The organism is Enterobacter sp. WPR_3_1 (assembly GCF_003635055.1).
GTDB classification, from domain to species: Bacteria; Pseudomonadota; Gammaproteobacteria; order Enterobacterales; family Enterobacteriaceae; genus Enterobacter; species Enterobacter ludwigii.
Window position 1 is genome coordinate 40,535 of sequence record NZ_RBXU01000012.1, and the last position, 23,613, is coordinate 64,147.

General features: G+C 51.0%; 26 protein-coding genes. 13 read left to right on the plus strand and 13 right to left on the minus strand.

All coding sequences use genetic code 11. The features are described from left to right. Positions 1-162 precede the first annotated feature (162 nt). Entirely contained in the window at positions 163-858 is a 696-nt protein-coding gene (locus tag BJ887_RS16765) for a hypothetical protein (protein ID WP_121340164.1), read from the plus strand. Here BJ887_RS16765 and BJ887_RS16770 read toward each other — a convergent pair. Next, on the minus strand, positions 855-2,366 hold the full coding sequence (locus BJ887_RS16770; protein WP_121340165.1) for a cyclic diguanylate phosphodiesterase: 1,512 nt from the start codon (positions 2,364-2,366) through the stop codon (positions 855-857). The genes BJ887_RS16765 and BJ887_RS16770 overlap by 4 nt on opposite strands. Before the next feature lie 237 nt (positions 2,367-2,603). On the opposite strand from BJ887_RS16770, the gene BJ887_RS16775 reads away from it, so the two are divergent. The 3 genes from BJ887_RS16775 (at position 2,604) to BJ887_RS16790 (ending at position 6,303) form a co-directional block, all read left to right on the plus strand. Next, entirely contained in the window at positions 2,604-4,124 is a 1,521-nt protein-coding gene (locus BJ887_RS16775) for a cyclic diguanylate phosphodiesterase (RefSeq protein ID WP_121340166.1), read from the plus strand. 182 nt (positions 4,125-4,306) lie between these two features. Then, entirely contained in the window at positions 4,307-5,779 is a 1,473-nt protein-coding gene (locus BJ887_RS16780; RefSeq protein WP_121340239.1) for a sensor domain-containing diguanylate cyclase, read from the plus strand. A 275-nt stretch (positions 5,780-6,054) separates the two neighbouring features. Continuing rightward, positions 6,055-6,303, plus strand: a complete 249-nt coding sequence (locus tag BJ887_RS16790; RefSeq protein ID WP_006174788.1) for a GlsB/YeaQ/YmgE family stress response membrane protein — start codon at positions 6,055-6,057, stop codon at positions 6,301-6,303. Positions 6,304-6,357: 54 nt separating this feature from the next. Here the strand turns inward: BJ887_RS16790 and yoaJ are convergent, their stop codons facing one another. The 3 genes from yoaJ to BJ887_RS16805 are packed head-to-tail and all read right to left on the minus strand — an operon-like array spanning position 6,358 to position 7,605. Next, positions 6,358-6,432 carry a protein YoaJ gene (gene yoaJ, locus BJ887_RS23360; protein WP_071605476.1) on the minus strand — a complete coding sequence of 25 codons (75 nt, stop codon included), beginning with the start codon at positions 6,430-6,432 and terminating at the stop codon, positions 6,358-6,360. After that, positions 6,433-6,531 (minus strand): YoaK family small membrane protein, encoded by a 99-nt coding sequence (locus BJ887_RS16800; protein ID WP_014883431.1) that lies wholly within the window; start codon positions 6,529-6,531, stop codon positions 6,433-6,435. A gap of 45 nt (positions 6,532-6,576) precedes the next feature. After that, complete coding sequence (locus BJ887_RS16805; protein WP_121340168.1) at positions 6,577-7,605, minus strand: sensor domain-containing diguanylate cyclase; 1,029 nt, start codon at positions 7,603-7,605, stop codon at positions 6,577-6,579. A gap of 304 nt (positions 7,606-7,909) precedes the next feature. On the opposite strand from BJ887_RS16805, the gene BJ887_RS16810 reads away from it, so the two are divergent. Continuing rightward, a complete protein-coding gene (locus BJ887_RS16810; protein ID WP_020884447.1) occupies positions 7,910-8,164 on the plus strand; it encodes a DUF333 domain-containing protein in 255 nt (84 codons plus the stop codon). Positions 8,165-8,244: 80 nt separating this feature from the next. Next, positions 8,245-8,550 (plus strand): hypothetical protein, encoded by a 306-nt coding sequence (locus BJ887_RS16815; RefSeq protein WP_020884446.1) that lies wholly within the window; start codon positions 8,245-8,247, stop codon positions 8,548-8,550. On the opposite strand, the gene BJ887_RS16820 is transcribed toward BJ887_RS16815, so the two are convergent. Next, entirely contained in the window at positions 8,551-8,895 is a 345-nt protein-coding gene (locus tag BJ887_RS16820; RefSeq protein WP_014169629.1) for a DUF488 domain-containing protein, read from the minus strand. It abuts the gene before it with no gap. Between the two features lie 151 nt (positions 8,896-9,046). Here BJ887_RS16820 and BJ887_RS16825 point away from each other — a divergent pair, with 151 nt between their 5' ends. Then, entirely contained in the window at positions 9,047-9,754 is a 708-nt protein-coding gene (locus BJ887_RS16825; protein WP_014169630.1) for a CTP synthase, read from the plus strand. Positions 9,755-9,784: 30 nt separating this feature from the next. On the opposite strand, the gene BJ887_RS16830 is transcribed toward BJ887_RS16825, so the two are convergent. Then, positions 9,785-10,972 carry a CynX/NimT family MFS transporter gene (locus BJ887_RS16830; protein ID WP_014169631.1) on the minus strand — a complete coding sequence of 396 codons (1,188 nt, stop codon included), beginning with the start codon at positions 10,970-10,972 and terminating at the stop codon, positions 9,785-9,787. Positions 10,973-11,071: 99 nt separating this feature from the next. On the opposite strand from BJ887_RS16830, the gene BJ887_RS16835 reads away from it, so the two are divergent. Beyond that, positions 11,072-11,863, plus strand: coding sequence for a helix-turn-helix transcriptional regulator (locus tag BJ887_RS16835; RefSeq protein ID WP_020884444.1), 792 nt, complete (start codon positions 11,072-11,074; stop codon positions 11,861-11,863). Here the strand turns inward: BJ887_RS16835 and BJ887_RS16840 are convergent. Continuing rightward, on the minus strand, positions 11,847-12,293 hold the full coding sequence (locus BJ887_RS16840) for a DUF441 domain-containing protein (protein ID WP_014169633.1): 447 nt from the start codon (positions 12,291-12,293) through the stop codon (positions 11,847-11,849). The two genes, BJ887_RS16835 and BJ887_RS16840, sit on opposite strands and share 17 nt — an antisense overlap. Positions 12,294-12,438: 145 nt before the next feature. Here BJ887_RS16840 and yoaI point away from each other — a divergent pair, with 145 nt between their 5' ends. Beyond that, the gene (gene yoaI, locus BJ887_RS23195; protein WP_014169634.1) at positions 12,439-12,543 is read left to right on the plus strand and encodes a small membrane protein YoaI; all 105 of its coding nucleotides are present in this window, start codon (positions 12,439-12,441) and stop codon (positions 12,541-12,543) included. Between the two features lie 20 nt (positions 12,544-12,563). Here yoaI and BJ887_RS16845 read toward each other — a convergent pair whose 3' ends face one another. From BJ887_RS16845 to yeaG, 4 genes are all read right to left on the minus strand, one after another. Beyond that, positions 12,564-13,064, minus strand: coding sequence for a YbaK/prolyl-tRNA synthetase associated domain-containing protein (locus BJ887_RS16845; RefSeq protein WP_014169635.1), 501 nt, complete (start codon positions 13,062-13,064; stop codon positions 12,564-12,566). Positions 13,065-13,316: 252 nt separating this feature from the next. After that, positions 13,317-14,420, minus strand: coding sequence for a glycosyltransferase family 9 protein (locus tag BJ887_RS16850; protein WP_121340169.1), 1,104 nt, complete (start codon positions 14,418-14,420; stop codon positions 13,317-13,319). 640 nt (positions 14,421-15,060) lie between these two features. Then, on the minus strand, positions 15,061-16,341 hold the full coding sequence (locus BJ887_RS16855) for a YeaH/YhbH family protein (RefSeq protein WP_049022945.1): 1,281 nt from the start codon (positions 16,339-16,341) through the stop codon (positions 15,061-15,063). A 99-nt stretch (positions 16,342-16,440) separates the two neighbouring features. Next, on the minus strand, positions 16,441-18,375 hold the full coding sequence (yeaG, locus tag BJ887_RS16860; RefSeq protein WP_014169637.1) for a protein kinase YeaG: 1,935 nt from the start codon (positions 18,373-18,375) through the stop codon (positions 16,441-16,443). Positions 18,376-18,807: 432 nt separating this feature from the next. On the opposite strand from yeaG, the gene BJ887_RS16865 reads away from it, so the two are divergent. Together BJ887_RS16865 and BJ887_RS16870 are read left to right on the plus strand one after the other, a co-directional pair. Continuing rightward, positions 18,808-19,557, plus strand: coding sequence for a MipA/OmpV family protein (locus BJ887_RS16865; RefSeq protein ID WP_121340170.1), 750 nt, complete (start codon positions 18,808-18,810; stop codon positions 19,555-19,557). Positions 19,558-19,648: 91 nt separating this feature from the next. After that, on the plus strand, positions 19,649-20,503 hold the full coding sequence (locus BJ887_RS16870) for an aldo/keto reductase (RefSeq protein WP_121340171.1): 855 nt from the start codon (positions 19,649-19,651) through the stop codon (positions 20,501-20,503). Positions 20,504-20,550: 47 nt separating this feature from the next. Here the strand turns inward: BJ887_RS16870 and BJ887_RS16875 are convergent, their stop codons facing one another. Beyond that, on the minus strand, positions 20,551-21,435 hold the full coding sequence (locus BJ887_RS16875; protein WP_121340172.1) for a D-hexose-6-phosphate mutarotase: 885 nt from the start codon (positions 21,433-21,435) through the stop codon (positions 20,551-20,553). A gap of 74 nt (positions 21,436-21,509) precedes the next feature. Continuing rightward, a complete protein-coding gene (gene gapA / locus BJ887_RS16880) occupies positions 21,510-22,505 on the minus strand; it encodes a glyceraldehyde-3-phosphate dehydrogenase (protein WP_020884442.1) in 996 nt (331 codons plus the stop codon). A 341-nt stretch (positions 22,506-22,846) separates the two neighbouring features. Between gapA and msrB the strand changes: the two genes are divergently transcribed. Both msrB and BJ887_RS16890 read left to right on the plus strand, forming a co-directional pair. Further along, a complete protein-coding gene (gene msrB / locus BJ887_RS16885) occupies positions 22,847-23,260 on the plus strand; it encodes a peptide-methionine (R)-S-oxide reductase MsrB (protein ID WP_020884441.1) in 414 nt (137 codons plus the stop codon). Between the two features lie 56 nt (positions 23,261-23,316). Continuing rightward, the gene (locus BJ887_RS16890; protein WP_153852331.1) at positions 23,317-23,580 is read left to right on the plus strand and encodes a YeaC family protein; all 264 of its coding nucleotides are present in this window, start codon (positions 23,317-23,319) and stop codon (positions 23,578-23,580) included. Positions 23,581-23,613: the final 33 nt, after the last annotated feature.

Consider the following 23,613-nt stretch of genomic DNA (forward strand, 5'->3'; position numbering starts at 1 on the left):
GATGTGCGTTGAGGGTTTACCGATGAGCAGGGCGAAAATAACGATCAGGAAAAAGAGTACCAGCGGAAACAACAGAGAATTTTTCACGTTTTAACCAAATGAGAGTGTGCTTCAGGGTAATCTACGGTCTGAATGTGACGACTATATGTTTTTAGGAAAGAAATGGAAACGTCTGATCTGGAAAAACATTACCACGACACCAACGCTAAGACGCTGGCACTCTGGGAAAAGCGGGACGGTATCGGAGCGGTAAGGGAGCCGTTTTATGCTACGCAAAAGCTCGCACTGGCAACAGGTTTCCAGCCGGAAATGGCCGCGTCTGTCGACATGTTGTTTCGGGAACTGCGGGCGTTGACCCGCCACGACTCGTTAGTAGACCTCCAGCCGCCATCCGGCTTCCATTTCACCTTCGTACCCATAACGCTCCCTTTCTACGACGAGAATGCACCGTTACCGGCGAAGACGCATCAGCTTATCGACGCATGGATCCCTTTTGCCGGTCTGGGTATCACGGTTCGGGAACTCAGGCTGGTGGCATTGCCCAACCAGCTCTTGCTTGCAGGCATACCCGATACACTTGCCGTGAAGCAGCGGCAGGCGTTTTGTGAACGTCTGTTAACCACGGACTGGCAAGAGGCGTTGCGCTTACGCCATGGCAATACCCCTTTACCAGCGCCGTTCTGGCACACTACGCTGTTGCGCTACCAGGCAGACTGTCTGCCTGAATCGCTGAGGGCGTTTTTCCGTGAGCGCCGCATGCAGCGTTACGGTGAGGTTTGCGAAGAACTAAAACTCAACGTCGTGAATTATAACTGGACGCTATGCAGAGCCGTCACGTCGTCAATGTTGACACGTTAACGCGCTGGTTTTTGCTTATCGTTGTTAAGTTGCTGCGTCAGTTCATCAATGGTCAGTGATTTAGAGAAATACCATCCCTGAATCAGGGCATCAGGATACCGGTCTGCGATAAAGCGATATTGCGTTTCGCTTTCCACACCTTCAAAGACGAGCGTTTTATTCAGTCTGGCGAGGGCGTCACTAAAGATGACGAATATATTCTGTTTATAATGCTCATTAATACCATCTACCAGCGATTTGTCTATTTTGATCTCATCGTATTCCAGAAGCGATATGCGGGCGAGGTTAGAGTTTTGTACTCCAAAATCGTCAATTGATATTCTCACACCCAGTGATTTTAACGCCTGACAGAACCCTTCGAGAACATCCGCAGTGGAAACCGCCTTTTCAGAGAGTTCGACTTTTATCAAGGAGAGTGGAATGCTGTTCACTAAACACTCACGACACAGAATCTTAATGAATTGCCCGTCCTCAATCTCGGTTCGACCAATGTTTAATGAAATCACCAGCTGATGTTTAATCGCCAGCGAGGCGATTTCTGCCAGGGATTTTTCGATGATATTGATATAATACTTTTGATACAGGCCAATTTTCTTAATTAAGGGAATAAAGAGCTCAGGCGAGACCTCTCCATGATTGTTATCGCGCCATCTCGACAGAACTTCAACGCCCACCATTTTTTTATCCTGGATTCGAATAATGGGTTGGTAGTTAACGCTGATGGTATTGGCTTTTACCGCGTTAACCAGCGTGCGCTCCAGTGAGAACCGATCTTCATAGATGCGGAAGAAAAACAGCGTGATCGCTATCCAGATGAAAGCCGAAATTGCCGTGAGAAGGGTAAACACCACCAGCGACAACGAAGCCAGCCCTGCGTTGTGATGCTTCACGATCACACACAAATCCCATACGGCGCTGCACTGCGTCAGGGTTAAGGTAAACAGATTCGAATGCAGCCAGCTCTGTTCTTTTATCACCGGGGAGGCTGAGAAAAATGTTCTGCCGAAATCTTTGGTCGTCGTACTCAGTGAATAGTTCGCCGTAATCGGCGTGAACTTATCGTAAGCATAGCGGGAGGTGAATATAATCACGTTATTATAAATTGCCGCATTGCCTGTAAAAAAATCTTTTCTGGAAAACTGTGCCAGAAGAAAACCCCGTGGCGTTTTATGCAGCTCTGCAGGAAGGGCAACGGGAGTGGCGAGTTTACCCCAAAAAGCAGTACAGGCTATTTTCCCCTTTTCAATAAAACCGATATCCCCGAAATAGAGGCTATCTAACTTTATCTGCCTGTAACTATCGAGACTGTTTTTATCACAACCCTGTGTCGTAATGCTTTTGAGCGCCTGCGCCACACTTTGAGAGAGGACTTCTGAATATTGCAAAAGGGAATGGGAAACCTCGAGCTGTTTGCTCTTTTGCTGGGCCACGATAACCGCATTAACCGCGTAGAGAGAGAGGGCGACCAGCAACGTTGAAATGATAGCAACGGCAATGATCTTTTTCATTTTCCAGTGGTCCCGTTCGCTCCCTGATTGCACAAATCTTAACACAGCCAGGGCAAGGCACAAGCCTGATAATAACGGAGGTTTATCTTATTCAGTCAGAGTAACTCATGCGGAAGTACCAGTTTTTTAAGATAAATCTTAACTAAACTTTTCACATTGCTTTAAGCAGCGCAGAGTTTGCCAGGCGATCGCCTTATACAGGTCATAAATGAGCGTTTTTCTCTTAAGGAAAAAATCGTGCGCAACGTTATGCTCCCCATTCTGTGTGCCTTATTTGTGTTTCTGAGTGGCATGCTGATCATTAACTGGCAGTTGTGGCATATGGCCCGGTCAAATTATGCCGAAACCGCCGCCGCAAGCACGCGTAAAATTGAGGCCATTCTTGCTGAGGCTGTCAGTGCTGCAGATACCGCAAAACGGGTCGCCGCTGCAGGGTGTACCGACACCGGACAGCGTGAACTGGGTTCGGAAGCTGCGCTGAAACCGCATCTTCGCGCCATTATGATTGAGCAGCAGGGTAGGATCGTCTGTACCTCCCTTCCCGGAAACGGCGTATTGATTCTTCGCCCGCAGACGCTGCCCAACAAAGGATTGATGCTGCTCCCCGGTAATCGCCTGGTGAACGGCATTCCGGTGTTACTTTTTCAGATGCCCGTCGCGAAAGGGCGCGTTATCGTAAGCGTTAGCGACGCGCATTTGCGGGATGTTATTGCGAGTGCAGCAAACAACACGGGACTGAGGCTGGTTGTTGGCGATAAAGCAATAGCCGGCGCGGGCGATGTGACCGGCTGGCCCCCCGTGAAGTGGGCGGGTTCCTTAACAGCATCGGCACATTTTCCGTTTAGCATGGCCTGGCAGCCTCCCGCCTTTTTCAGCCTGACGCGTTTACTGCATCAGGGATGGAGCCTCATACTGCTTATCCTTGCGTTATCTGTAGCTGTTGGCATTCTTATCCGTCGCTACAGGGGGAAAAGCAGCTCGTTTGAAGACGATCTGCGTAAAGCCATCATCCACGGCGAGATCGTTCCGTACTATCAGCCGATCGTGAATGGCGATACCGGCGGTTTGTATGGCGTGGAAGTGCTGGCAAGGTGGAAGCACCCAAAATCAGGCTTTATCCCACCGGATGTTTTTATTCCGATTGCCGAGCGCAGCGGTCTGATAATTCCGCTGACCAAAAGTTTAATGGCGAAAGTGGTGACCGAGCTTAAGCCGCTTTTGCCTAAGTTGCCGGACGGATTTCACATCGGGGTGAACATCAGCGCCAGACACATCAATGCGCCTTCTTTTATCGCTGACTGCCGGGTCTTTGGAAAAGGCTTTTATGGTAAAGAGGTCAAACTGGTTCTCGAAGTGACCGAGCGTGAACCGCTGATCGATAATCCTCATCTGGTGGAAAATCTCAATGCGTTACATAACGCCGGTTTCGTCATTGCGCTTGATGACTTTGGGACCGGGTATTCCGGACTCTCCTGTCTGCACGCGCTGGCGATTGATTATATTAAAATCGATAAAAGTTTCGTGAACCGGGTATCAGAGGCGAAAGACTCTACGATCCTGCTGGACTGTGTGATTGACCTGGCGAAAAAACTCTCACTGCATATCGTGGCTGAAGGGGTAGAAACGAAGGAGCAACTGGACTACCTCAACCGTAATCAGATTACCCTGTTGCAGGGATACTATTTTGGTAAACCGGTCTCGTATAAAGAATTTATTAAAGTCATCTTATCTAAGCCCCTGGAGAAGGTCAGTCTGTAAGAGATTTTTTTCTGTGAAAGGGGCCCCAGTAATAATATCTGATGCCCGTTTGCGAAAAGCGAAATATCATCAGATTTCTGTTGTATGCTTAAGTGCAATTCATTTTCCTCTTATCCTGAGCTTTGTTACAGTGACTCTAGTTGTCAGCCAGGGATGTCAGGCGTGATAAGGTGGAAGAGCTCGTGCATGTGAAAAATACTTTTTACACAACAACTATTACCGTCATCATTGTCTCATTGATCATTTCGCTGTCGCTTGCCGTCCAAATTACCACGTCCAGGCAGCAGTCAATCCAGCAAATAAACACCAGCGTTGCCAACCTGAGCCATACCTTAGACGTGTACAGCGAAGGGATCATGCGCCAAAGTGAAATGTTGATTACTTCGGTTTCCGACATAATCAAAATTTATGGCATGACCCCACAACAGGCCAAAAATATCCAGCGGATGATAAGCAATCAGGATAATCTTCTTATCCAGATAAATAATGTGGTTGTTTACGATGCGCAAGGGAATATTTTTACGGCACTGCATGAAAGTTTTTCCGGGCCCCGTAAAGGGGTGGACAGGTCGTTTTTTATCTACCACAAAGAAAATAAGAGCCAGCAGATTTTTATTGGCCAGCCGGTGGTCAGCAGAACGAATGGTAAATGGGTCATAACCATTAGTCGTCGGCTGGAAACCCCTACCGGCGCGTTTAACGGTGTCGTTGTGGTTACGCTGGGTATCGAAAATTTTCTGGCGTTATACGGGCAGATCAATATTGGTCACTCAGGCGTGATCGGCTTAACAACCCAGTCAGGCGTGTTGCTGGTACGTCATCCGTTTAAAAATAATTACATTGGCGCGATTGTTTCGGATTCGCCTCTCTTCAGGACATACCTCAAGGTACAAAACGCGGGTATCGCCAGCTCTGTCTCACGGTTTGATAAAATCGAACGCATTTATGCTTTCGAGAAGAACAAGCGCTACGGGCTCGTCACCACCGTGGCGGTCAGTACGCAAGAAGCGCTCGCCCCCTGGCGCAAGCAGGCTCTCCAGCTTTCTGTACTCATTTTGGTTTTTACCGCGATACTCATTGCGGCGTCCTGTTTCCTCTATTCCGATTTATCCAGAAAAACACGGGATAACAGGGCGCTGAAGATTATTGCGTCTGAAGATGCGCTAACAGGGCTTTTCAACCGACGCATTTTTGATGAAAAAATTCTGTCAGAAATTGCGGCCTGTGCGGCCAGCGACGCCCCGATTTCGGTGTTGATTGTCGATGTGGACTACTTCAAAAAATACAACGATAACTATGGTCATCCCGAAGGGGACCGCTGTTTAACCCTGCTGGGAAATAGCCTCAGGGAGAGCCTCAACCGGGACAACCAGGTTGTGGCGCGCTATGGCGGGGAAGAGTTTGCACTGATCCTGCCTGACACGGATATCCAGGAAGCGCTCCGCCTCGGTCAGACGATCATTCGCAATGTCTTTTCGCTGCATATTGAACATGCTTTCAGTCCCTTCGGGCGGGTCACGGTTAGCGTCGGGATCTCCACTGCGCGTGCCGTGGAGATCGCGGGCAGCCAGCAGAACATCATTATAGCCGCCGACCAGGCGCTCTATCAGGCAAAACGTGCAGGGCGAAACCGGCACGCTTTTGTCGCGGTGTAGGCAAAAAAAAGCCCACTCTAGAGTGGGCAAGAAATACTGGAAGCAATGTGAGCAATGTCGTACTGAATACCTGAGTGTTTCGTTCAACTATTCAGTGTTGAGAAAGATAATCTTTCTCAACAAAAGATGCAACCCCACATTTCTTGTGGTGCTGTTGATGAATAAACGCGCACTCTCTCACTGTGATGCTTATCACAAATTTCCTTTCTGAAATCCTGTGCTATCCTTTCTTGTGTCGTTGATTTAATGACAAAAACCATACGGAGAGGAAACTTATGGGAATTTTATCCTGGATTATCTTTGGGCTTATTGCAGGTATTCTGGCGAAGTGGATTATGCCGGGCAAAGATGGCGGTGGGTTTATCGTCACCGTAATACTGGGGATTATCGGTGCAGTGGTGGGCGGTTGGATCAGTACGCTGTTCGGCTTTGGTAAGGTCGATGGCTTTAACTTCGGCAGCTTCGCTGTCGCGGTGATCGGTGCGCTGGTTGTTCTGTTTATCTACAGAAAAATCAAAAGCTAAGCCTGATAAATGTTGAAAAAGGCTGCCATATGGCGGCCTTTTTACGTGGTGGGTTTACCACCAGCCTAGCTGCGAGCCTGCAACAGCCACGATTGCCACGATCAGCATAATGAGGGTTGTTTTTCTCATTTATGCCCCCGGAGCAGCGTAACCACCGACAAAAAACCAGGCCAAAAACACTACCGCCGTTATAAAAATAACGACCGGGAAGAGGATCCCTATTCTCATACCATCACCTGTTTCGGTTTTTATAACGCCGTAGAGTGTACGGGGTTAATCCATCGCGAGAAAGCGCGTTTTGCTTTTTCCTTTCTTATGCTGATACATCGCGACATCAGCCGCGCGTAACGCACTGTCCGGATCGGTCACGGTGGGGTCAACTTCAATCACACCGAAGCTGGCGCCAGGATAAATAATGTTCACGCTCCCCAGCCAGTATTCTCCTGCAATACGGGCGTCGAGGCGCGTTTTAAGCAGGTTAATCTGTGTGCTCTCACCCGTACTGTTGGTTTGGCTAAGCGAGGCCACCAGAAACTCATCACCGCCCAGCCTGCCAATTATTTCGTCCGCCTGTTTTTCTTCAGTCAGACGTTTACCCACTTCAATCAGGAACCGATCGCCTGATTCATGCCCGTAACGGTCGTTAATCAGCTTGAAATCATCAAGGTCGATAAACGCGATGATGGCGTTGCGTTTAAGGTGCTTTGCCAGCGAAAACAGGGTCGTCAGCTCTTCGAAGATGGCGCGGCGGTTTGGTAATCCGGTAAGGGCATCGGTATAAGAGTGCGCAATGAGTGCCGCATTGGCTTCCCGAAGCTGGATCACCAGTGACTCTTTCTGAATATACTGGGCAATCAACCCGGCGAATAATTTCAGAACTTGTTCACCGCGATCGCTGGGATGTTTCTTTTCCGTGCTGGTGGCGCAGAGCGTGCCATAGAGTGAACCATCCGCAAGATGAATAGGGATACTCATGTAGGTTGTAATGCCAAGGGCTTTCGCGGCATCGCAATCCGGCCAGCGCTCAGCCACCTCGTTACTGAACAACGTACCACTCTCAATGGCGCGCTTACACAACGTGTCGCCCCAGGGAACGCTCAGCCCCTCTGGGATCTGCATCTGCTTGCTGTTGCGGGCGTAGAGGATATGCTGCAGCCGCGCATTGATATCGACCTTCGTCAGGTAGGTGGACTCCATCTCAGTCACAATCTCCAGCATCTCCAGCAGCTGGCGGACGAGACTTTCAAGGGACTGCTCAGTGGAGAGCGTTTCTGAAACACGGGCAAGGATAATATCCGACATGACGTAGGCTCACTCCCATGCAGAAGACGTCTGCATCTGCATGTTATGCTGAATTTTTCGACTTCGGGCATAGTAAAACATGAATATAAAAATATTAATATTCATCACAGGGGAGCGGGGGAGAAAAAAAGCCCCGATGTTGAGACCGGGGCAAAGACATCTTGATTACGGAATGATGTTCTCTGGTCATTGAGAACACGTGCCACTGTAGTGTGGAAAAGTGCAGTTAAGATGGAGAAATCGTGGAGAAAGCGGCGATGACCCGTTACCCTTAAAATCTGATGAAGTTAAAAGGATCAATGAGATGAGATTACTGCTTCTGGCACTGGCGTTACCGCTGGCCGCCTGTACCTCCAAAACATCCCCGCCTGATGCCCCGAAACCGCCCCATGTTATCGGGATGGCTAATCCCGCCTCCGTCTACTGCCTGAATAAAGGCGGGGAACAGGTCCCGGTTCAGAGCCCGCAAGGGGTTCGCACGGAGTGCAAGTTGCCTGGCGGCGAAGTGATCGATGAATGGGCGCTTTATCGTCGCGATCATCCGCAACCTGCCAGGTGACAGCGGGATAGTGGCTGCGGTACACTTCTCTTTAGGATTATTCTTAGCCTTTCGATGGCTACCGTTATCGTGAGAGAAGTATGTTTCAGCTTAAACCGGGCAGCATGGCGATGATCATCGGTGCCCGCACGGCGTCCGGCCGTCGTAATATTGGTAAATCTGTTGAACTGTTTGGCCTGTGTCAGCCCGGTCAGCGTTTCGTTAACCCGGTCAATGGCGTCATGACGCAGTTACCCACCACCTCGGATCGCGCGCTTTGGCTGGTGACTGGTGATGTCTTCGCGTTTGACAATCAGCACGGCTTTGCGTTTATTCGCGCCGAACATCTGATGCCGCTTACCCCGGATACGGCGCCGCAAATCCTTGATGAACTGATGATCGACTGACTAGACATTACGCAGCCAGTCGGCTAACACCAGGGCGTGATTGTGTTCCTTATCTTTCGCGCCATAGAGAAGGGTTAAGGTCTGCTTGCTGGCCAGCGCCGCAAGACGCAACCCCTCGTCCTTGTGCTGCGCCAGCTCTTCCCGGTACGCCTTGCTGAAGGCGTTGAAATCAAGGGTTTCGCTATGAAACGCCTTGCGTAAATCGTTGGACGGGGTGAGCGTTTTACACCATTCATCATACGCGAGATCGGTTTTCTTCACGCCACGCGGCCAGAGTCTGTCTACCAGCACCCGATAACCATCGTCCGGGCTTGCCTGTTCGTATACGCGTTTACACTGGATCATCTTTTCTCCTCAGCTGCGGCAAAACGTTCTGCGTATTACTCTAGCACTTTGTCTTTACCCACCCAATTTAAGGTATTGTGATAATTGCAGAAGATCGGTAGTCTGAGGTTCCTTATGTTATCTGCTAATACTCAGGCATAAGGAACCTTTCATGGAACACCTCCCGGCTAAAACCACACTGCGCATTGCGCTGGTTGGCGATTACAATCCCGATGTTATTGCGCACCAGGCGATCCCGCTGGCAATTGACGACGCCGCTGCCGTTCTTGACCTCACCGCTGATTATGACTGGCTCGCGACCACGGAACTGACCAGCCCGGAAGATCTGGTAGGTTATGACGCTATCTGGCTGGTTCCCGCAAGCCCGTACAAAAACACAGCGGCGGCCTTTATCGCTGCACGCTACGCACGCGAAAACAGCATTCCCTTCCTCGGCACCTGCGGCGGGTTCCAGCATGCGCTGATTGAGTACGCCCGTAATGTGCTGGGCTGGCACGATGCGGCGCACGCCGAAACGGATACCGAAGGCACAATGGTGATTGCGCCATTAACCTGCTCGCTGGTGGAAAAAACCGATGCAATTGAGCTGCGCAACAATACGCTCATCGCCAAAGCCTATGGCAAACCGGAAATCGTGGAGGGATATCACTGCAATTACGGTGTGTCGCCGGAATTTGCACGGGAGCTGGAGAGCGGCGAAATGCGCGTCACCGGCTGGGACGAGCAGGGTGAAATTCGCGCCGCGGAGCTACTGACCCATCCGTTCTTCGTGATCACTTTATTCCAGCATGAACGTGCCGCGCTGGAAGGTCGACCGGTGGTGCTGGTACAGGCAATGCTGCGCGCGGCGCGCGGATAAAAAAGGCAGACCTGGTGGTCTGCCATTCTACTAACGGGGCGTGACCTCCCGGTCACGCCCGGCAAGCATACCGCAAACGGCCATGATCACGGCGGCCAGTGCACAGGCCAGAAGCGGATACCGCCAGTCACCGGCAGCATCGTGAATTTTGCCCATCAACGGCGGGCCACAGGCGGCCAGCAGATAGCCAACCGACTGTGCCATGCCGGACAAGGCCGCGGCCTGATGCGCAGAGCTGGCGCGCAGCCCGATGAAGGTCAGGCCAAGGATCATCGTTGCCCCGGTACCAAAACCAAACACCAGCGTCCACATGACCGCCATTCCCGGCGCAAACCACAATCCTGCTGCGCTTATCGCGCACAACAGCGCCACGACGCCGGCGATTGCTCGCTGATCCTTCAGACGATGGAGGATCAGCGGCACAGCGAGACCCGGAACGGCGGTGGCCAGCTGTAAGAGTCCGTGCACAGAACCCGCCTGGGCTTCGCTATACCCGTGGCTGAGCAGGATCGCCGGTAGCCAGCCGATGATGACATAGTAAATCAGCGAGTTAATCCCCAGAAAAAGGGTGACCTGCCAGGCGAGGGCAGAGCGCCAGATGGCGCGGTTATGTAACGCGCCTGCACCGGTCACCGTCGCAACGTGTTTCTGACGCCACTGTGGCAGCCAGAGCAGTAGTGCAGCCAACGGAAAGGCCATCAGCATTAGCAGGGCGCCATGCCAGCCGGCTTCCCCCTGCGCCAGCGGAACAATCAGTGCGGAACCTAACGCCGCGGAGATCCCCATCGTCAGGGAATACGCACCGGTGAGTCTGGCAACCTGTCCCGGGAAGTCACGTTTAATTAACCCAGGCAAAAGCACATTGCCCAGTGCGATACCGCAACCAATCACCGCCGTACCGATGAAAAGCAGGGGGGCGGAAGGCAGGGAGCGCACAGCAATGCCGACGCAAATCAGCAGCAGGGCGATAAACAGGCTGCGCTCCATGCCGATACGCCGGGCAACACCTGCGGCGAGCGGGGAGATAAGGGCGAAAGCCAGCAGAGGCAGGGTGGTCAGCAGACCGGTTTGCGCCGTACTCAAGCCATAATCGAGACGAATGGTATCGAGCAGCGGTGCTGCTCCGGTAAAGGTGACGCGAAGCGTAGTGGCAATCATCAGGATACCTGCGATCAGCAGCGCGCCCTGTTTTCCTGAAACCCGAATTGCAGTAGTCATTGTGTTCTCATACGTTCAAGCGAGCGCACACAATACCGATTTTCTCCACGGTTGAAATCAGGCTAAAATGACAGTTTATCGCTAATATCGGACAACCTGATGATTGGTCTCGGACTGGACGGCTACGATCCCGATAGCCAGCATGATGCGGCTGTCGCGTTTCGCATCCGCGTGGTGGCGGAGGAACAATATATTCCGCGACACCAACACCGTAAGGGACAGCTGATTCTGGCGCTGGGGGGAGCCATTACCTGCGAAGTGGAAAACGCCATGCTGATGGTACCGCCCCAGTATGCCGTGTGGATCCCTGGCCAGATGCCGCACAGCAATAAGGCCACGCCGGGTGCCCAGCTTTGCTTTTTGTTTATTGAACCTGGAGCGGTAAGTTTGCCCGATCGCTGCTGCACCCTGAAGATCTCCCCTCTGGTGCGGGAACTGATCTTATCGCTGGCGGAAAAATCACGTGAAGCGCTTTCGCTTGCTGCCACATCGCGTCTGGTGGATGTTCTTTTTGACGAGCTACCGCTGCAGCGTCAGGAACATTTGCAACTGCCCGTTTCGCCTCATCCAAAAATCCGGCTGATGAGCGAGAAGATGGCGGAAGAGCCTGCCGCCTGGCAGACGCTGGCGCAATGGGCGAGCCACTTTGCCATGAGTGAGCGCAATCTGGCGCGCCTGGTGGTGAAAGAGACGGGCCTGAGCTTTCGCCGTTGGCGGCATCAGCTGCAGCTTATTGTGGCGTTACAGCTGTTGATTGGGGGAAAGTCGGTACAGCAGGTGGCACAGTCGCTGGGGTACGACTCCACCACCGCGTTTATCACGATGTTTAAGAAGGGGCTGGGGCAGACGCCAGCGCGGTATATAGCCAGCCTGACTATGACTTCCCGATAAACAGTGAGACCAGCCCGGCCGCAATCAGCGGACCCACCGGAACGCCACGAAAGAGCGCCACACCGAGCACGGTTCCCACCAGCAGACCGGCCACCAGCGAGGGCTGGCTGCTCATCAGCGTAACGCCACGCCCGCCCAGCCACGAGACAAAAACGCCTACCGCTATCGCTATCAGCGATTTCCAGTTTACAAACGAGTGCAGCAGCGTCGAGGCAGGCAGCGTACCGCTGGCGATAGGTGCCATCACCCCAATGGTCAGAATGATGATCCCGATGGTGAGACCTTGTTTTTCTATCCACGGGAAAAAGGTGTTTAATGGGGTCACGCGCACAATGATCAGCACCAGAATTGAGATAGCGACGGTGGTGTTATGGCTGACAAAGCCCAGCGCAGCGAGGGCCAGAAGAATGAGCAGAGTCGGGTCAAACATAAGGAATCCTTGCCAAAAGAGTAAGCCTGCTTACTTTACGCGGAAACACGGCTGAAGACAGTTTTTAAAAAGATTTTACTGCTGTCATAACCCTGTCATTTACGGGGGATAAAACAGGGGCAGGCATCGAAAAAGGGGCGCAAAAATGTACGATCACATGTTTGTCGAAACGCTGATCATCTCTTCATCGTTTTTCGCTGTTGCCATTATCCTGGTCGCGTCAGTTATTTTTCTGGAAAAAAAAGGCTGACGTGATGCCAGCCTACACGATTACGCTTTATGGAACGTCACCAGCTCAGGACGGGCGATACGCAAATAATCCTGCGTATCCATAATCACGGATTTTTCCAGCAGACCGGCGTTAAACGCGATTTCATCGAAACGCTCGAACAGGAGCGGGTCGGCCACCAGTGCCAGATCGGGATGGAAGCTAAAAGGCGGAATGGCGCCAAAAACGCAGGCGGTCAGGGTATCGACTTCGGCAGGGCTTGCGAGAGACGCTTTTATCCCCCCAAAATGGCTGGCAAGCTGGCTTAAATCGGCCTGCAGATCGGCGGCGAGGATCGCCAGAACGTGTTTTTTTACGCCGTTTCCCTTCACCTTACAGACCAGTGCTTTTGCCCCTTGCCCCAGATCGGTTCCGCGGATCTCACTCACCGCTTCGCATTTCCCCACGGCGTCATGCTCCATGACGCGAAATCGTGCGCCCTGCTGGGTTAACAACGTAATGAGTTGCTGGTGGGTTGTTGTTCCCTTAACGTCATCAGACATAGCGATTTACCTGTTAAATACCAATACGCAGCGTTTAACCTTAGCACAGAATATTTCGCCGTTGGGATAGACGTTGCTGTTGGGCGATTGTTTTTCCCGCTGATTAGTGTCGGCATCAGAAGAGATTATATCCAGCTGCAATTTGCTGGTGAGATCGGAGAAAGATTTAAAAACGCTTAACAGGCATGAAGCTTCTCAGGTTTCATAAAGTGAAAGTCCTGAGAAGCGAGAAAAATTACAGATGTGATTTCTTTATCTCGAACTATTATCGGCGATACTCTTCAATTGCTCGTCAATAATATTCAGTATAGGCCGAACATCGGTATCCATCACGCGGCGCTCTTTCAGTCTAACCTGGATAGCTGATTCATAGTTTGGTCCCCAGACATCAGCATTATCTGCCTGAGCGACAAGCATTTTAAATGGATAGAGGCAAATTAGTTTTTTCTTAAATGCTCTGGATACATGCACGAATGATGTATCTGGAGAAATGACGAGTGCACTCTCTTTTATAATTTGTGCAGCCGAAAAGAATGAGGGCAATGAGCTCTTAGTGACATGATCTGAATCGGGAATAGGCTTTATTTTATGTTGTTCGCCAAGAATGATTAAGTGAAAAGTATCTTTATATTTAGCCATGTGACTGGTAATGGCCTCAATCTGCCCTGTTGAGAAGAAACGTTCACTCACACTGCCGTAAGGAATGAACGCAACCGTTTTTTTATCAGTGGTTTTCTTAAGAAAATCCTTTGCTTTTTGTACATCGTCGTCAGGTATGATCACTGTGTAATCATAGTTCTGTGCCGATATCCCCAGATGCTTCAGGAAATCAATGTATCTTGTGCTTATATGTGACAAAGGGCAGCTAATGTTAATTACTTCGTCATAGATACGATACTTCCTGGTAAAACCGATTGTTTTGTGTGGTTTTATTAGTCTGATTAAATTAAATGTTTCGACATTTGAATGAGTTATTTCATGCGAGTCAACAAATACAAAAGGTGGAAGTTCCCTTAACACCTTGATTAGCATTTTTTTGTTGTTAGGTTCATAAAAGTAAAGAGCTTCTAAATTGTGCCATTCTTTGAAGAGAAAGTGCGTCCTTTTATCTGCAATAACAGAGACCTGAAAATTGTTTCTTACCAGAGTCTCAATCACACCACCAATGACAATAGCATCACCAATCCCTTTACCAATGAAGGGGATAATCAGATGGTTTGTGCCCGACCCATGTCTCGTTCGAGAAGTACGCCCCTGAGCGGCAATCATACTCAATAAGTTAAGTTTTAACTTAAGTTTGATCCTTTTCAAAAAATAGTTTTTAGATCTGTTTGCTTTTTTTATCCATCGAAACATTAAAGACTCCTTGAATACTTATCTGGTGTTAGTTAGCGTGGTACCAATTTCTTTTCATTTTGGCTAAAAGTCAGCGCGACATCCATAAAAATAGTATATGCATTCCCATCCACGAGGAGGCTCTCCACCCGTATATTACCTGTAGTGATTGCTACCACTCAGTACTGCGAGGTAGGCCACCTGTGCGTCAGTAAACTCTGGCGCGCCCTGGAGTTGGGTAAGTTGTTCTGCCGTCGGTGGAGAAATATTTTCAATGGCTGCATAACGCATCTGTGAAAAGGCCCTACGGGGCTTAACGCTTAAAATTATGTGTAAATGGCCGCGAGTTGATGACTCTAACACTGGAGGTAAGGTGGATTCAATGTTCGGTTTTGGTAGGTCAGCAATACGTTCCTGCTTTGGGCAATTTTTATTCGCCTGTTGTTCTTCCTTCTCCGGATATGCTTATCCTTAGTTTATCGTATAGCTTATCCAACAAACATATAACCCTGGTAGGGGTGTGCCAATATCGGAAGAAAGAATTTTAGTCAAACATGGGATTGTTGAGGTATTAAATAATCCGCTTGCCCTTTACAGGCAAATTACCCTGAAAGCCAAAAGATCAGCCAGTTAGTATAAATAACTGGCTGATTAATGATGATTAACTTGTTGTTGAACTTTGTTTATGGAACAATTCCCTGAACACCGGATAGATATCATCCTGATCGCGGATATGCTGCATGGCAAAGTTATCAAACATCGATTGCAGATGTTCATACTCACGCCACAGCGTCTGGTGAGCACGGCGGGTAATTTCGATATAGCTGTAGTAACGCACCACCGGCAGAATTTTCTTCGCCAGAATATCGTGACACAGCGGGGAGTCATCTGCCCAGTTATCGCCATCTGATGCCTGCGCGGCATAGATGTTCCACTGCGCAGGGTCGTAACGCTCTTTCACCACTTCATCCATCAGTTTCAGAGCGCTCGACACGATGGTGCCACCGGTCTCCTGCGAGTAGAAGAACTCATGTTCATCCACCTCTTTCGCCTGAGTGTGGTGGCGAATATAGACCACTTCCACGTTCTTATAGGTTCTGCTCAGGAACAGATAGAGCAGGATATAAAAACGCTTCGCCATATCCTTGGTGGCCTGGTCCATCGAGCCGGAGACATCCATCAGACAGAACATGACCGCCTGGCTCGACGGTTCGGGGCGTTTTTCGTAATTCTTGTAGCGCAGGTCGAAGGTGTCGATAAACGGTACCCGGTCTATTTTAGCCCGGAGTTCGGCTATCTCTTTGCGCAGGCGTTCCTCTTCCAGCAGTTGCGCTGGTTCAGTATTTTCCACCACCTTCAGGCTGCTCTCCAGCTCGCGGAGTTCGCGCCGTTTACCTGCCGTCATGGCCGTGCGTCGCGCCAGAGAGTTCTGCAGCGAACGGACCACGCTGATGTTGGCGGGCACGCCGTTTGCGGTATATCCCGCGCGATGGGTTTTGTACTCGTTAAGCTGACGATGCTGGTTCTTTTTCAGATTCGGCAGCGCCAGATCCTCAAACAGCAGGTCGAGATACTCATCTTTTGAAATCTGGAAGACAAACTCATCCTGTCCTTCACCGTCCTGGCTGGCCTGTCCCTGACCGCTTCCTGAACCGCCCCCGCCGCCTTGCGGGCGCTCGATTCTGTCGTTCTGCACGAAGTGGTCATTACCTGGGTGTACGCGATGGCGCAGGCCGCCACGTCCCTGATGAAACATCGGTTCGCTGATGTCATCGGTGGGGATGGAGACAGATTCGCCGCTGTCGACGTCGGTCACCGAGCGTTTATTGATGGCCTCGGAGATCGACTGTTTAATTTGCGCTTTATAACGGCGCAAGAAGCGCTGGCGATTTACCGTGCTCTTGTTTTTGCCGTTAAGACGACGGTCAATAAACCAGGTCATATATCCCCCGTACTGCATTTGCCAACTTGCAGTGTCCGGACGTGCCGGACATTTTTGTAGCCCGGCAGGCGTATGCGCTACCGGGCACTTGTACTTGTATTAAGACGATTTACGTACGCGCAGATACCATTCGCAGAGCAGGCGAACCTGTTTGCGGGTGTAGCCTTTCTCCATCATACGGTCGACAAAATCGTCGTGCTTTTTCTGCTCATCGGTTGACGTTTTGGTGTTAAACGAAATCACCGGCAACAGCTCTTCGGTATTGGAGAACATTTTCTTCTCGATTACCGTGCGCAGTTTCTCGTAGCTGGTCCAGTTTGGATTACGTCCGTTGTTATGCGCTCTGGCGCGCAGGACGAAGTTCACAATCTCGTTACGGAAGTCTTTCGGGTTACTGATCCCGGCCGGCTTCTCGATTTTTTCCAGCTCTGCGTTCAGGGATTCCCGGTCGAACAGCTGGCCGGTATCCGGGTCGCGGTACTCCTGATCCTGGATCCAGAAGTCAGCATAGGTGACATAACGGTCAAAAATGTTCTGCCCGTACTCTGAATAAGACTCCAGGTAGGCGGTCTGGATCTCTTTGCCGATGAACTCCGCATATTTCGGGATCAGGTAGCCTTTCAGGAACTCAAGGTAGCGTTCAGCCTGTTCCTGCGGGAACTGCTCGCGTTCAATTTGCTGCTCCAGCACGTAGAACAGATGAACCGGGTTGGCCGCCACTTCCGCATGGTCGAAGTTAAACACGCGGGAGAGGATCTTAAAGGCGAAACGCGTGGACAGACCGTTCATCCCTTCGTCCACACCGGCGTAGTCGCGGTACTCCTGATAAGACTTCGCTTTCGGGTCGGTATCTTTCAGGCTTTCCCCGTCATACACACGCATTTTCGAGTAGATGCTGGAGTTTTCCGGCTCTTTCAGGCGCGAAAGAATGGAGAAGCGTGACAGCGTTTCCAGAGTGCCTGGTGCGCAAGGTGCGTGTACCAGCTCACTGTGGTTAAGCAGTTTCTCGTAAATTTTGATCTCTTCGGAGATCCGCAGGCAATAAGGCACTTTGACGATGTAGACACGGTCAAGGAACGCCTCATTGTTTTTGTTATTACGGAAGGAGACCCACTCAGATTCGTTTGAGTGCGCGAGGATAATGCCGTTAAACGGCAGGGCGGAAATACCTTCCGTACCGTTGTAGTTCCCTTCCTGGGTGGCCGTCAGCAGCGGATGCAGCACTTTAATCGGTGCTTTAAACATCTCGACGAACTCCATAATCCCCTGGTTGGCGCGGCACAGCGCACCCGAGTAACCGTAGGCATCCGGGTCGTTTTGCGCGTAGTTTTCCAGCTTACGAATATCGACTTTACCCACCAGGGCGGAGATATCCTGGTTGTTCTCATCCCCCGGTTCAGTTTTGGCGATAGCAATCTGTTCCAGAATGGATGGCCACACCTTGACGACGCGGAATTTGGTGATATCCCCACCAAACTCGTGCAGGCGTTTTGCCGCCCATGGCGACATGATGGTGCCAAGATAGCGCCGCGGAATACCAAACTCTTTATCCAGAATTTGCGCATCTTCCTGCGGATTAAACAGGCACAGCGGATGGTCATTCACCGGGCTGCGTTCACCGTTAGCGCTCAGCACATAGATAGGGACGCGCTGCATCAGTGATTTCAGACGTTCAGCCAGTGATGATTTACCCCCACCCACAGGGCCGAGTAAATAAAGGATCTGTTTCTTCTCTTCCAGACCCTGGGCGGCATGCTTCAGGTAGGAGACAATCTGTTCGATGGCATCTTCCATACCATAGAACTCTTCAAACGCCGGGTATCGGGCGACCACCCGATTCGAAAAGAGACGGGAAAGCCGAGGTTCCAGGGCAGTATCAACCATGTTTGGCTCACCAATAGCCATTAATAGCCGTTCTGCCGCATTGGCATAGGCACTGCGATCTTGCCGACAAATGGTAAGAAACTCCTGCAGTGTGAACTCTTCGTCCTTGGCAGCTTCATAACGCTGGCGATAGTGATCGAATATATTCATGGCATGCCGTCCTTTCGTTTTTTAGCACAGGATAAGAGCCGTTCGTATGAGTAGTGGAGGCTCCCGGAAGAGAATCTCTCGCACCTCACTGCCAGAGCAGCAACCTGTGTGCCAGGTCAGACGCTAAGAACCGCAGGGTGTTCAGAAAAAACTCTTCTTAATTTAAAGCGTAGATGGCATTTGCAAAACTTGCATGCCGATAAAATCTAATTTCAATGACATATCAATAACTCATCCAAAAATTTCCCCTGCTGTTTTAGGGTAAAAGCACGTTTTTCATTCAGTAGTCATATAAATGAAAGCAGGCTGTCACCTGAAAAGTTGAAAATAACGGGTTAATCAGACTGATTAGCAGGCAAAAAATTTTGGGATGTACGACAATGGCGGTTAAACTTCTCTCGCTGATTATTTGACTACAGGAAAGAATGGATTGTGACCAAACTCAAACTTCTGGCATTGGGCGTACTTGCCGCAACCGCTGCTAGCACCGCACAGGCGGCGGAAAGTCAGTGGACTGTTGGCGCGGGCGTTGGCGTGATTAACAGCCCATACAAACAGTATGATCGTGATGTTTATCCAGTTCCGGTTGTCACCTATGAAGGCGATAACTTCTGGTTCCGCGGTCTGGGCGGTGGCTACTATCTCTGGAATGATACGGCCGACAAGCTCTCCATCATGGCTTACTACGATCCTACGCACTTCAAGCCGGGTGACAGCGACAGCCATGCGCTTCGCCAGCTCGACAAGCGTAAGAGCACCATGATGGCGGGACTCTCTTATGTGCATAACACCGAATATGGCTTCCTGCGTACCGCACTTGCGGGGGATACGCTGGATAACAGCAACGGTTTTATCTGGGATCTGGCCTGGCTCTATCGCTACACCAACGGTGCGTTAACGCTAACCCCGGGTATCGGTGTGCAATATAACAGTGAGAACTACAACGACTACTACTATGGTGTTTCTAAGAACGAATCCCGTCGTAGCGGTCTGAAGAGCTACAGTGCGGACGACGGCTGGGATCCGTACCTTGAGCTGACGGCGAGCTATAACTTCCTCGGTGACTGGAACGTCTACGGTACCGGGCGCTATGAGCGTCTGAGCGATGAAGTGAAAGACAGCCCGATGGTTGATAAGTCCTGGGCGGGCATATTCTCAGTCGGTGTGTCCTACAAGTTCTGATTGTGCATTAAAACAGTGCAGTCATTGCATCAAAACGGGGCGCTTGCGCCCCGTTTGCATTGGTGTGGTGCAACGAAAAAGAGGGGATGATATGAGCGTAAAAACCGTGACCTTTTCCGCAGGGCGTCCACTTCCGGCTATTGGACAGGGTACCTGGTATATGGGAGAAAAAGCCAGCCAGCGTAAATCCGAAGTGAATGCACTGCGGGCGGGCATTGATCTGGGGTTAACGTTAATTGATACCGCTGAAATGTATGCCGAAGGCGGAGCGGAAGAGGTGGTCGGGGAGGCCATTAAGGGCCAGCGCGACAACGTTTTTCTGGTATCAAAAGTCTACCCGTGGAACGCTGGCGGTCTGAAAGGCCAGGCGGCGTGTGATGCCAGTCTGCGACGTCTCGGGACAGACCATACCGATCTCTACCTTCTGCACTGGCGCGGTAACTATGGCCTGGATGAAACCATTACGCTGATGGAAAGACTCCAGCAGCAGGGAAAAATTGGCCGCTGGGGCGTCTCAAACCTGGATTATGAAGATATGCAGGCGCTGTGGCGCGAAGAGGGCGGTTCCGCCTGTGCCACTAATCAGGTGCTTTATCATCTGGCGTCACGGGGAATTGAATTTGATCTGCTTCCCTGGTGTCAGCAACAAGCGATGCCGGTGATGGCTTACTGCCCGCTGGCTCAGGCCGGTCGCCTGCGTTCGGGGCTGATGAACCATCCGGTCGTGAATGCCATCGCGCATAACCACCGCGCCACTGCCGCCCAAATTCTGCTGGCGTGGGTTATCCGCCATCAGGGTGTTATTGCCATACCGAAAGCGGCCTCGATTGAGCATGTTAACGCCAACGCTGGAGCGCTGGAGATAACCCTCACCGCGGAAGAACGTCACAAACTGGATAATGCTTTCCCGCCACCCACCCATAAACGCCCGCTGGATGTCGTTTAATCCTGACGCATGCCCCTCTCCTTTACAGGAAGAGGGGCGGTAGCGTATTAGCGCTTCACAATACTGATTGTCTGCCCTAAGCGAGACGGTTTTTCTTCGCTGGTTTTTTGTGGCGCAGTGACGCACGCCGTTTCCACACAGACGAAGGTTTTGTAACCGTCATCACGCACGTCGGCCATACTGACAGAAAGTGCCGGGCCTGGGTTCCAGCCCACCACGTTGCTGTGATGGTGGTGTACCACTTCGATACCACGGTTCAGGGCGCTGTCGTGGATCACGTTGCACGCTTCCGGATGCAGGTAAACGCGGTCAGTACGGTCCGGGAACGTCTGAATGCCGTCGCTCAGTTTTCCTTCTTTCGCGTTATCCACTTTGTCGATAAAGGTATCGCCAAGGCCGCTCACCTTCACGGCGCTGATGTCACCAACGTTGAAATAGGTGTGCAGGGCGGAGGTGGTTTCAAATTCACCGTGCGCTTCCAGTTCGATTTCGCAGGTTTTGCCCAGCTTGAAGCGTGCGTACAGGGTGAAATCATGCGGCCACAGGGCGTGGGTTTCCTCATTCGCCTGCAGCTCAAAGGTCAGTACCGCACCGTTATCGTCTTCATTGTGCGCTTTCAGCGTCCACTGCTGGTTACGGGCAAAACCGTGAGAAGGCAGGCCTTTCTCAGCGGAAGGACCAAACCACGGCCAGCAAATAGGCACGCCGCCGCGAATCGCATCCCCTTTTTTAAAGGAGGTCGCGTCGCTCAGCCACAGTGCTTCCGTTTCGCCTTCCGGTTTCCAGGAGAGCAGGTGTGCGCCGTTCAGCGCCACGGAGGCTTTTACGCGCGGGTGGTCAACGACGATGATATCCGCACCATCAATCTGGCGGCGGGAGAGCACAGGGGTAAGTTGTTCGACTACCGGAAGTGCAAAAATTTTATTAATCATTAAGCAATCCTCTGTCTAAAAACAATAAAAAAGGCGACCGAAGTCGCCTTTTTGGATCAAGAACTCATCTCAACTTATTTGGAGATGTGAGCGATCAGATCCAGTACTTTGTTGGAGTAGCCGGTTTCGTTGTCGTACCAGGAAACCAGTTTCACGAAGTTGTCGTTCAGTGCGATACCTGCTTTAGCATCGAACACGGAAGTGCACACTTCGCCGTTGAAATCGGTAGATACAACGTCGTCTTCGGTGTAGCCCAGAACGCCTTTCATTGCGCCTTCGGAAGCAGCTTTGATTGCTTTCTTAATTTCTTCATAAGAAGCAGCTTTTTCCAGACGAACGGTCAGGTCAACAACGGATACGTTAGGAGTTGGAACGCGGAACGCCATACCAGTCAGTTTGCCATTCAGTTCTGGCAGTACTTTACCTACAGCTTTAGCTGCACCGGTAGAGGATGGGATGATGTTCTGAGCCGCGCCACGGCCGCCACGCCAGTCTTTGTGAGACGGGCCGTCAACAGTTTTCTGAGTCGCTGTGGTCGCGTGAACGGTAGTCATCAGACCTTCGACGATGCCGAAGTTGTCGTTGATTACTTTAGCCAGCGGTGCCAGGCAGTTGGTGGTGCAGGATGCGTTAGAAACGATGTCCTGGCCAGCGTAAGTTTCGAAGTTTGCACCACGAACGAACATTGGGGTGTTGTCTTTAGAAGGACCGGTCAGAACAACTTTTTTCGCACCCGCGGTGATGTGTTTACGCGCAGTTTCGTCGGTCAGGAAGATACCGGTAGCTTCAGCTACAACATCAACACCGATTTCGTTCCATTTCAGGTTAGCTGGGTCTTTCTCAGCAGTAACGCGGATGGTTTTGCCATTAACAACCAGGTGGCCGTCTTTCACTTCAACGGTGCCGTCGAAACGACCGTGAGTTGAGTCGTACTTCAGCATGTACGCCATGTATTCAGCGTCCAGGAGATCGTTGATACCAACGATTTCGATGTCAGAACGTTTCTGAGCAGCACGGAAAACAATACGGCCGATACGGCCAAAACCGTTGATACCTACTTTGATAGTCATATATTCCACCAGCTATTTGTTAGTGAATAAAAGGTTGCCTGTAAAATTACAAAAACCTTACGCAGCGTCAAGCGGAATCGTGTCAATCATTGCGACAAATCAATCCTGTGACTAACGTTTGTGCGACTGACTCGCCTCACTTTCCCTTTGAGCTAGCAACCACATGGGGGCTGCGCGCGGCATTTTAAAGTCCTCGCAGGATAAAAATGTGAACATGATCACAATTGCCTGACCGCCTTTTCGCGACACATAAGTTTAGAACAAAAGTGCACGCAAGGGTGTTAATGTTTTGTTAGAATCCGGGTTAAAAGGTGTCTGTTTCTACAGCGAGATGTAAGCATATGTCGAACCAACGTAACCCTGACGATTTGAAAAAAAACCTCACCGAAATGCAGTTTTACGTGACGCAAAATCACGGAACCGAACCGCCTTTTACCGGCCGTTTACTGCACAACAAGCGCGACGGTGTCTACCACTGTCTGGTATGTGATGCCCCGTTGTTCAATTCCCAAACGAAGTTCGATTCTGGCTGTGGCTGGCCAAGCTTTTATGAGCCGGTCAGCGACGATGCGATCCGCTACCTGAGCGACACGTCGCACGGCATGGTGCGAACTGAAATTCGTTGCGGAACCTGTGACGCTCACCTTGGACACGTCTTCCCGGATGGCCCTCAGCCGACGGGTGAGCGTTTCTGTGTGAATTCAGCGTCGATGAGCTTCACCGATGATGAAAACGGTGACCAGATCAAAGGTTGAAAAAACGATTCAGCAAATTATTCCTTTGAAAGGGAGAGATCGTGAATATTGATGACATGATTAGCGGTATGACGCCGGAGGTGTATCAACGCCTGGTGACTGCTGTTGAACTGGGAAAATGGCCGGACGGTGTCGCGCTCACGCCGGAGCAAAAAGAGAACAGTCTGCAACTGGTGATGCTCTGGCAGGCGCGTAACAATACCGACGCGCAACACATGACTATCGACACTCAAGGCCAGATGGTGATGAAGAGCAAGCGCGAGCTGAAAGAGGACTTTGGTATCACGCCAAAGCCGATCGCGACGATAAAAATGCAGTAACGGTGGGCGGCAGTCCTGCCAGCGCCCTCTCTC

Bases quoted from the DNA above. Each gene is read 5' to 3' on its own strand.
- msrB (WP_020884441.1), top strand. From the start codon at position 22,847: ATGTCGAACCAACGTAACCCTGACGATTTGAAAAAAAACCTCACCGAA.
- BJ887_RS16820 (WP_014169629.1), bottom strand. From the start codon at position 8,895: ATGATCCAGTGTAAACGCGTATACGAACAGGCAAGCCCGGACGATGGT.
- BJ887_RS16800 (WP_014883431.1), bottom strand. From the start codon at position 6,531: ATGAGAATAGGGATCCTCTTCCCGGTCGTTATTTTTATAACGGCGGTA.
- BJ887_RS16870 (WP_121340171.1), top strand. From the start codon at position 19,649: ATGAGCGTAAAAACCGTGACCTTTTCCGCAGGGCGTCCACTTCCGGCT.
- BJ887_RS16805 (WP_121340168.1), bottom strand. From the start codon at position 7,605: ATGTCGGATATTATCCTTGCCCGTGTTTCAGAAACGCTCTCCACTGAG.
- BJ887_RS16840 (WP_014169633.1), bottom strand. From the start codon at position 12,293: ATGTTTGACCCGACTCTGCTCATTCTTCTGGCCCTCGCTGCGCTGGGC.
- BJ887_RS16790 (WP_006174788.1), top strand. From the start codon at position 6,055: ATGGGAATTTTATCCTGGATTATCTTTGGGCTTATTGCAGGTATTCTG.
- yeaG (WP_014169637.1), bottom strand. From the start codon at position 18,375: ATGAATATATTCGATCACTATCGCCAGCGTTATGAAGCTGCCAAGGAC.
- BJ887_RS16765 (WP_121340164.1), top strand. From the start codon at position 163: ATGGAAACGTCTGATCTGGAAAAACATTACCACGACACCAACGCTAAG.
- BJ887_RS16875 (WP_121340172.1), bottom strand. From the start codon at position 21,435: ATGATTAATAAAATTTTTGCACTTCCGGTAGTCGAACAACTTACCCCT.
- BJ887_RS16835 (WP_020884444.1), top strand. From the start codon at position 11,072: ATGATTGGTCTCGGACTGGACGGCTACGATCCCGATAGCCAGCATGAT.
- BJ887_RS16855 (WP_049022945.1), bottom strand. From the start codon at position 16,341: ATGACCTGGTTTATTGACCGTCGTCTTAACGGCAAAAACAAGAGCACG.
- BJ887_RS16825 (WP_014169630.1), top strand. From the start codon at position 9,047: ATGGAACACCTCCCGGCTAAAACCACACTGCGCATTGCGCTGGTTGGC.
- BJ887_RS16770 (WP_121340165.1), bottom strand. From the start codon at position 2,366: ATGAAAAAGATCATTGCCGTTGCTATCATTTCAACGTTGCTGGTCGCC.
- BJ887_RS16815 (WP_020884446.1), top strand. From the start codon at position 8,245: ATGTTTCAGCTTAAACCGGGCAGCATGGCGATGATCATCGGTGCCCGC.
- BJ887_RS16830 (WP_014169631.1), bottom strand. From the start codon at position 10,972: ATGACTACTGCAATTCGGGTTTCAGGAAAACAGGGCGCGCTGCTGATC.
- BJ887_RS16845 (WP_014169635.1), bottom strand. From the start codon at position 13,064: ATGTCTGATGACGTTAAGGGAACAACAACCCACCAGCAACTCATTACG.
- yoaI (WP_014169634.1), top strand. From the start codon at position 12,439: ATGTACGATCACATGTTTGTCGAAACGCTGATCATCTCTTCATCGTTT.
- BJ887_RS16810 (WP_020884447.1), top strand. From the start codon at position 7,910: ATGAGATTACTGCTTCTGGCACTGGCGTTACCGCTGGCCGCCTGTACC.
- BJ887_RS16850 (WP_121340169.1), bottom strand. From the start codon at position 14,420: ATGTTTCGATGGATAAAAAAAGCAAACAGATCTAAAAACTATTTTTTG.
- gapA (WP_020884442.1), bottom strand. From the start codon at position 22,505: ATGACTATCAAAGTAGGTATCAACGGTTTTGGCCGTATCGGCCGTATT.
- BJ887_RS16890 (WP_153852331.1), top strand. From the start codon at position 23,317: ATGATTAGCGGTATGACGCCGGAGGTGTATCAACGCCTGGTGACTGCT.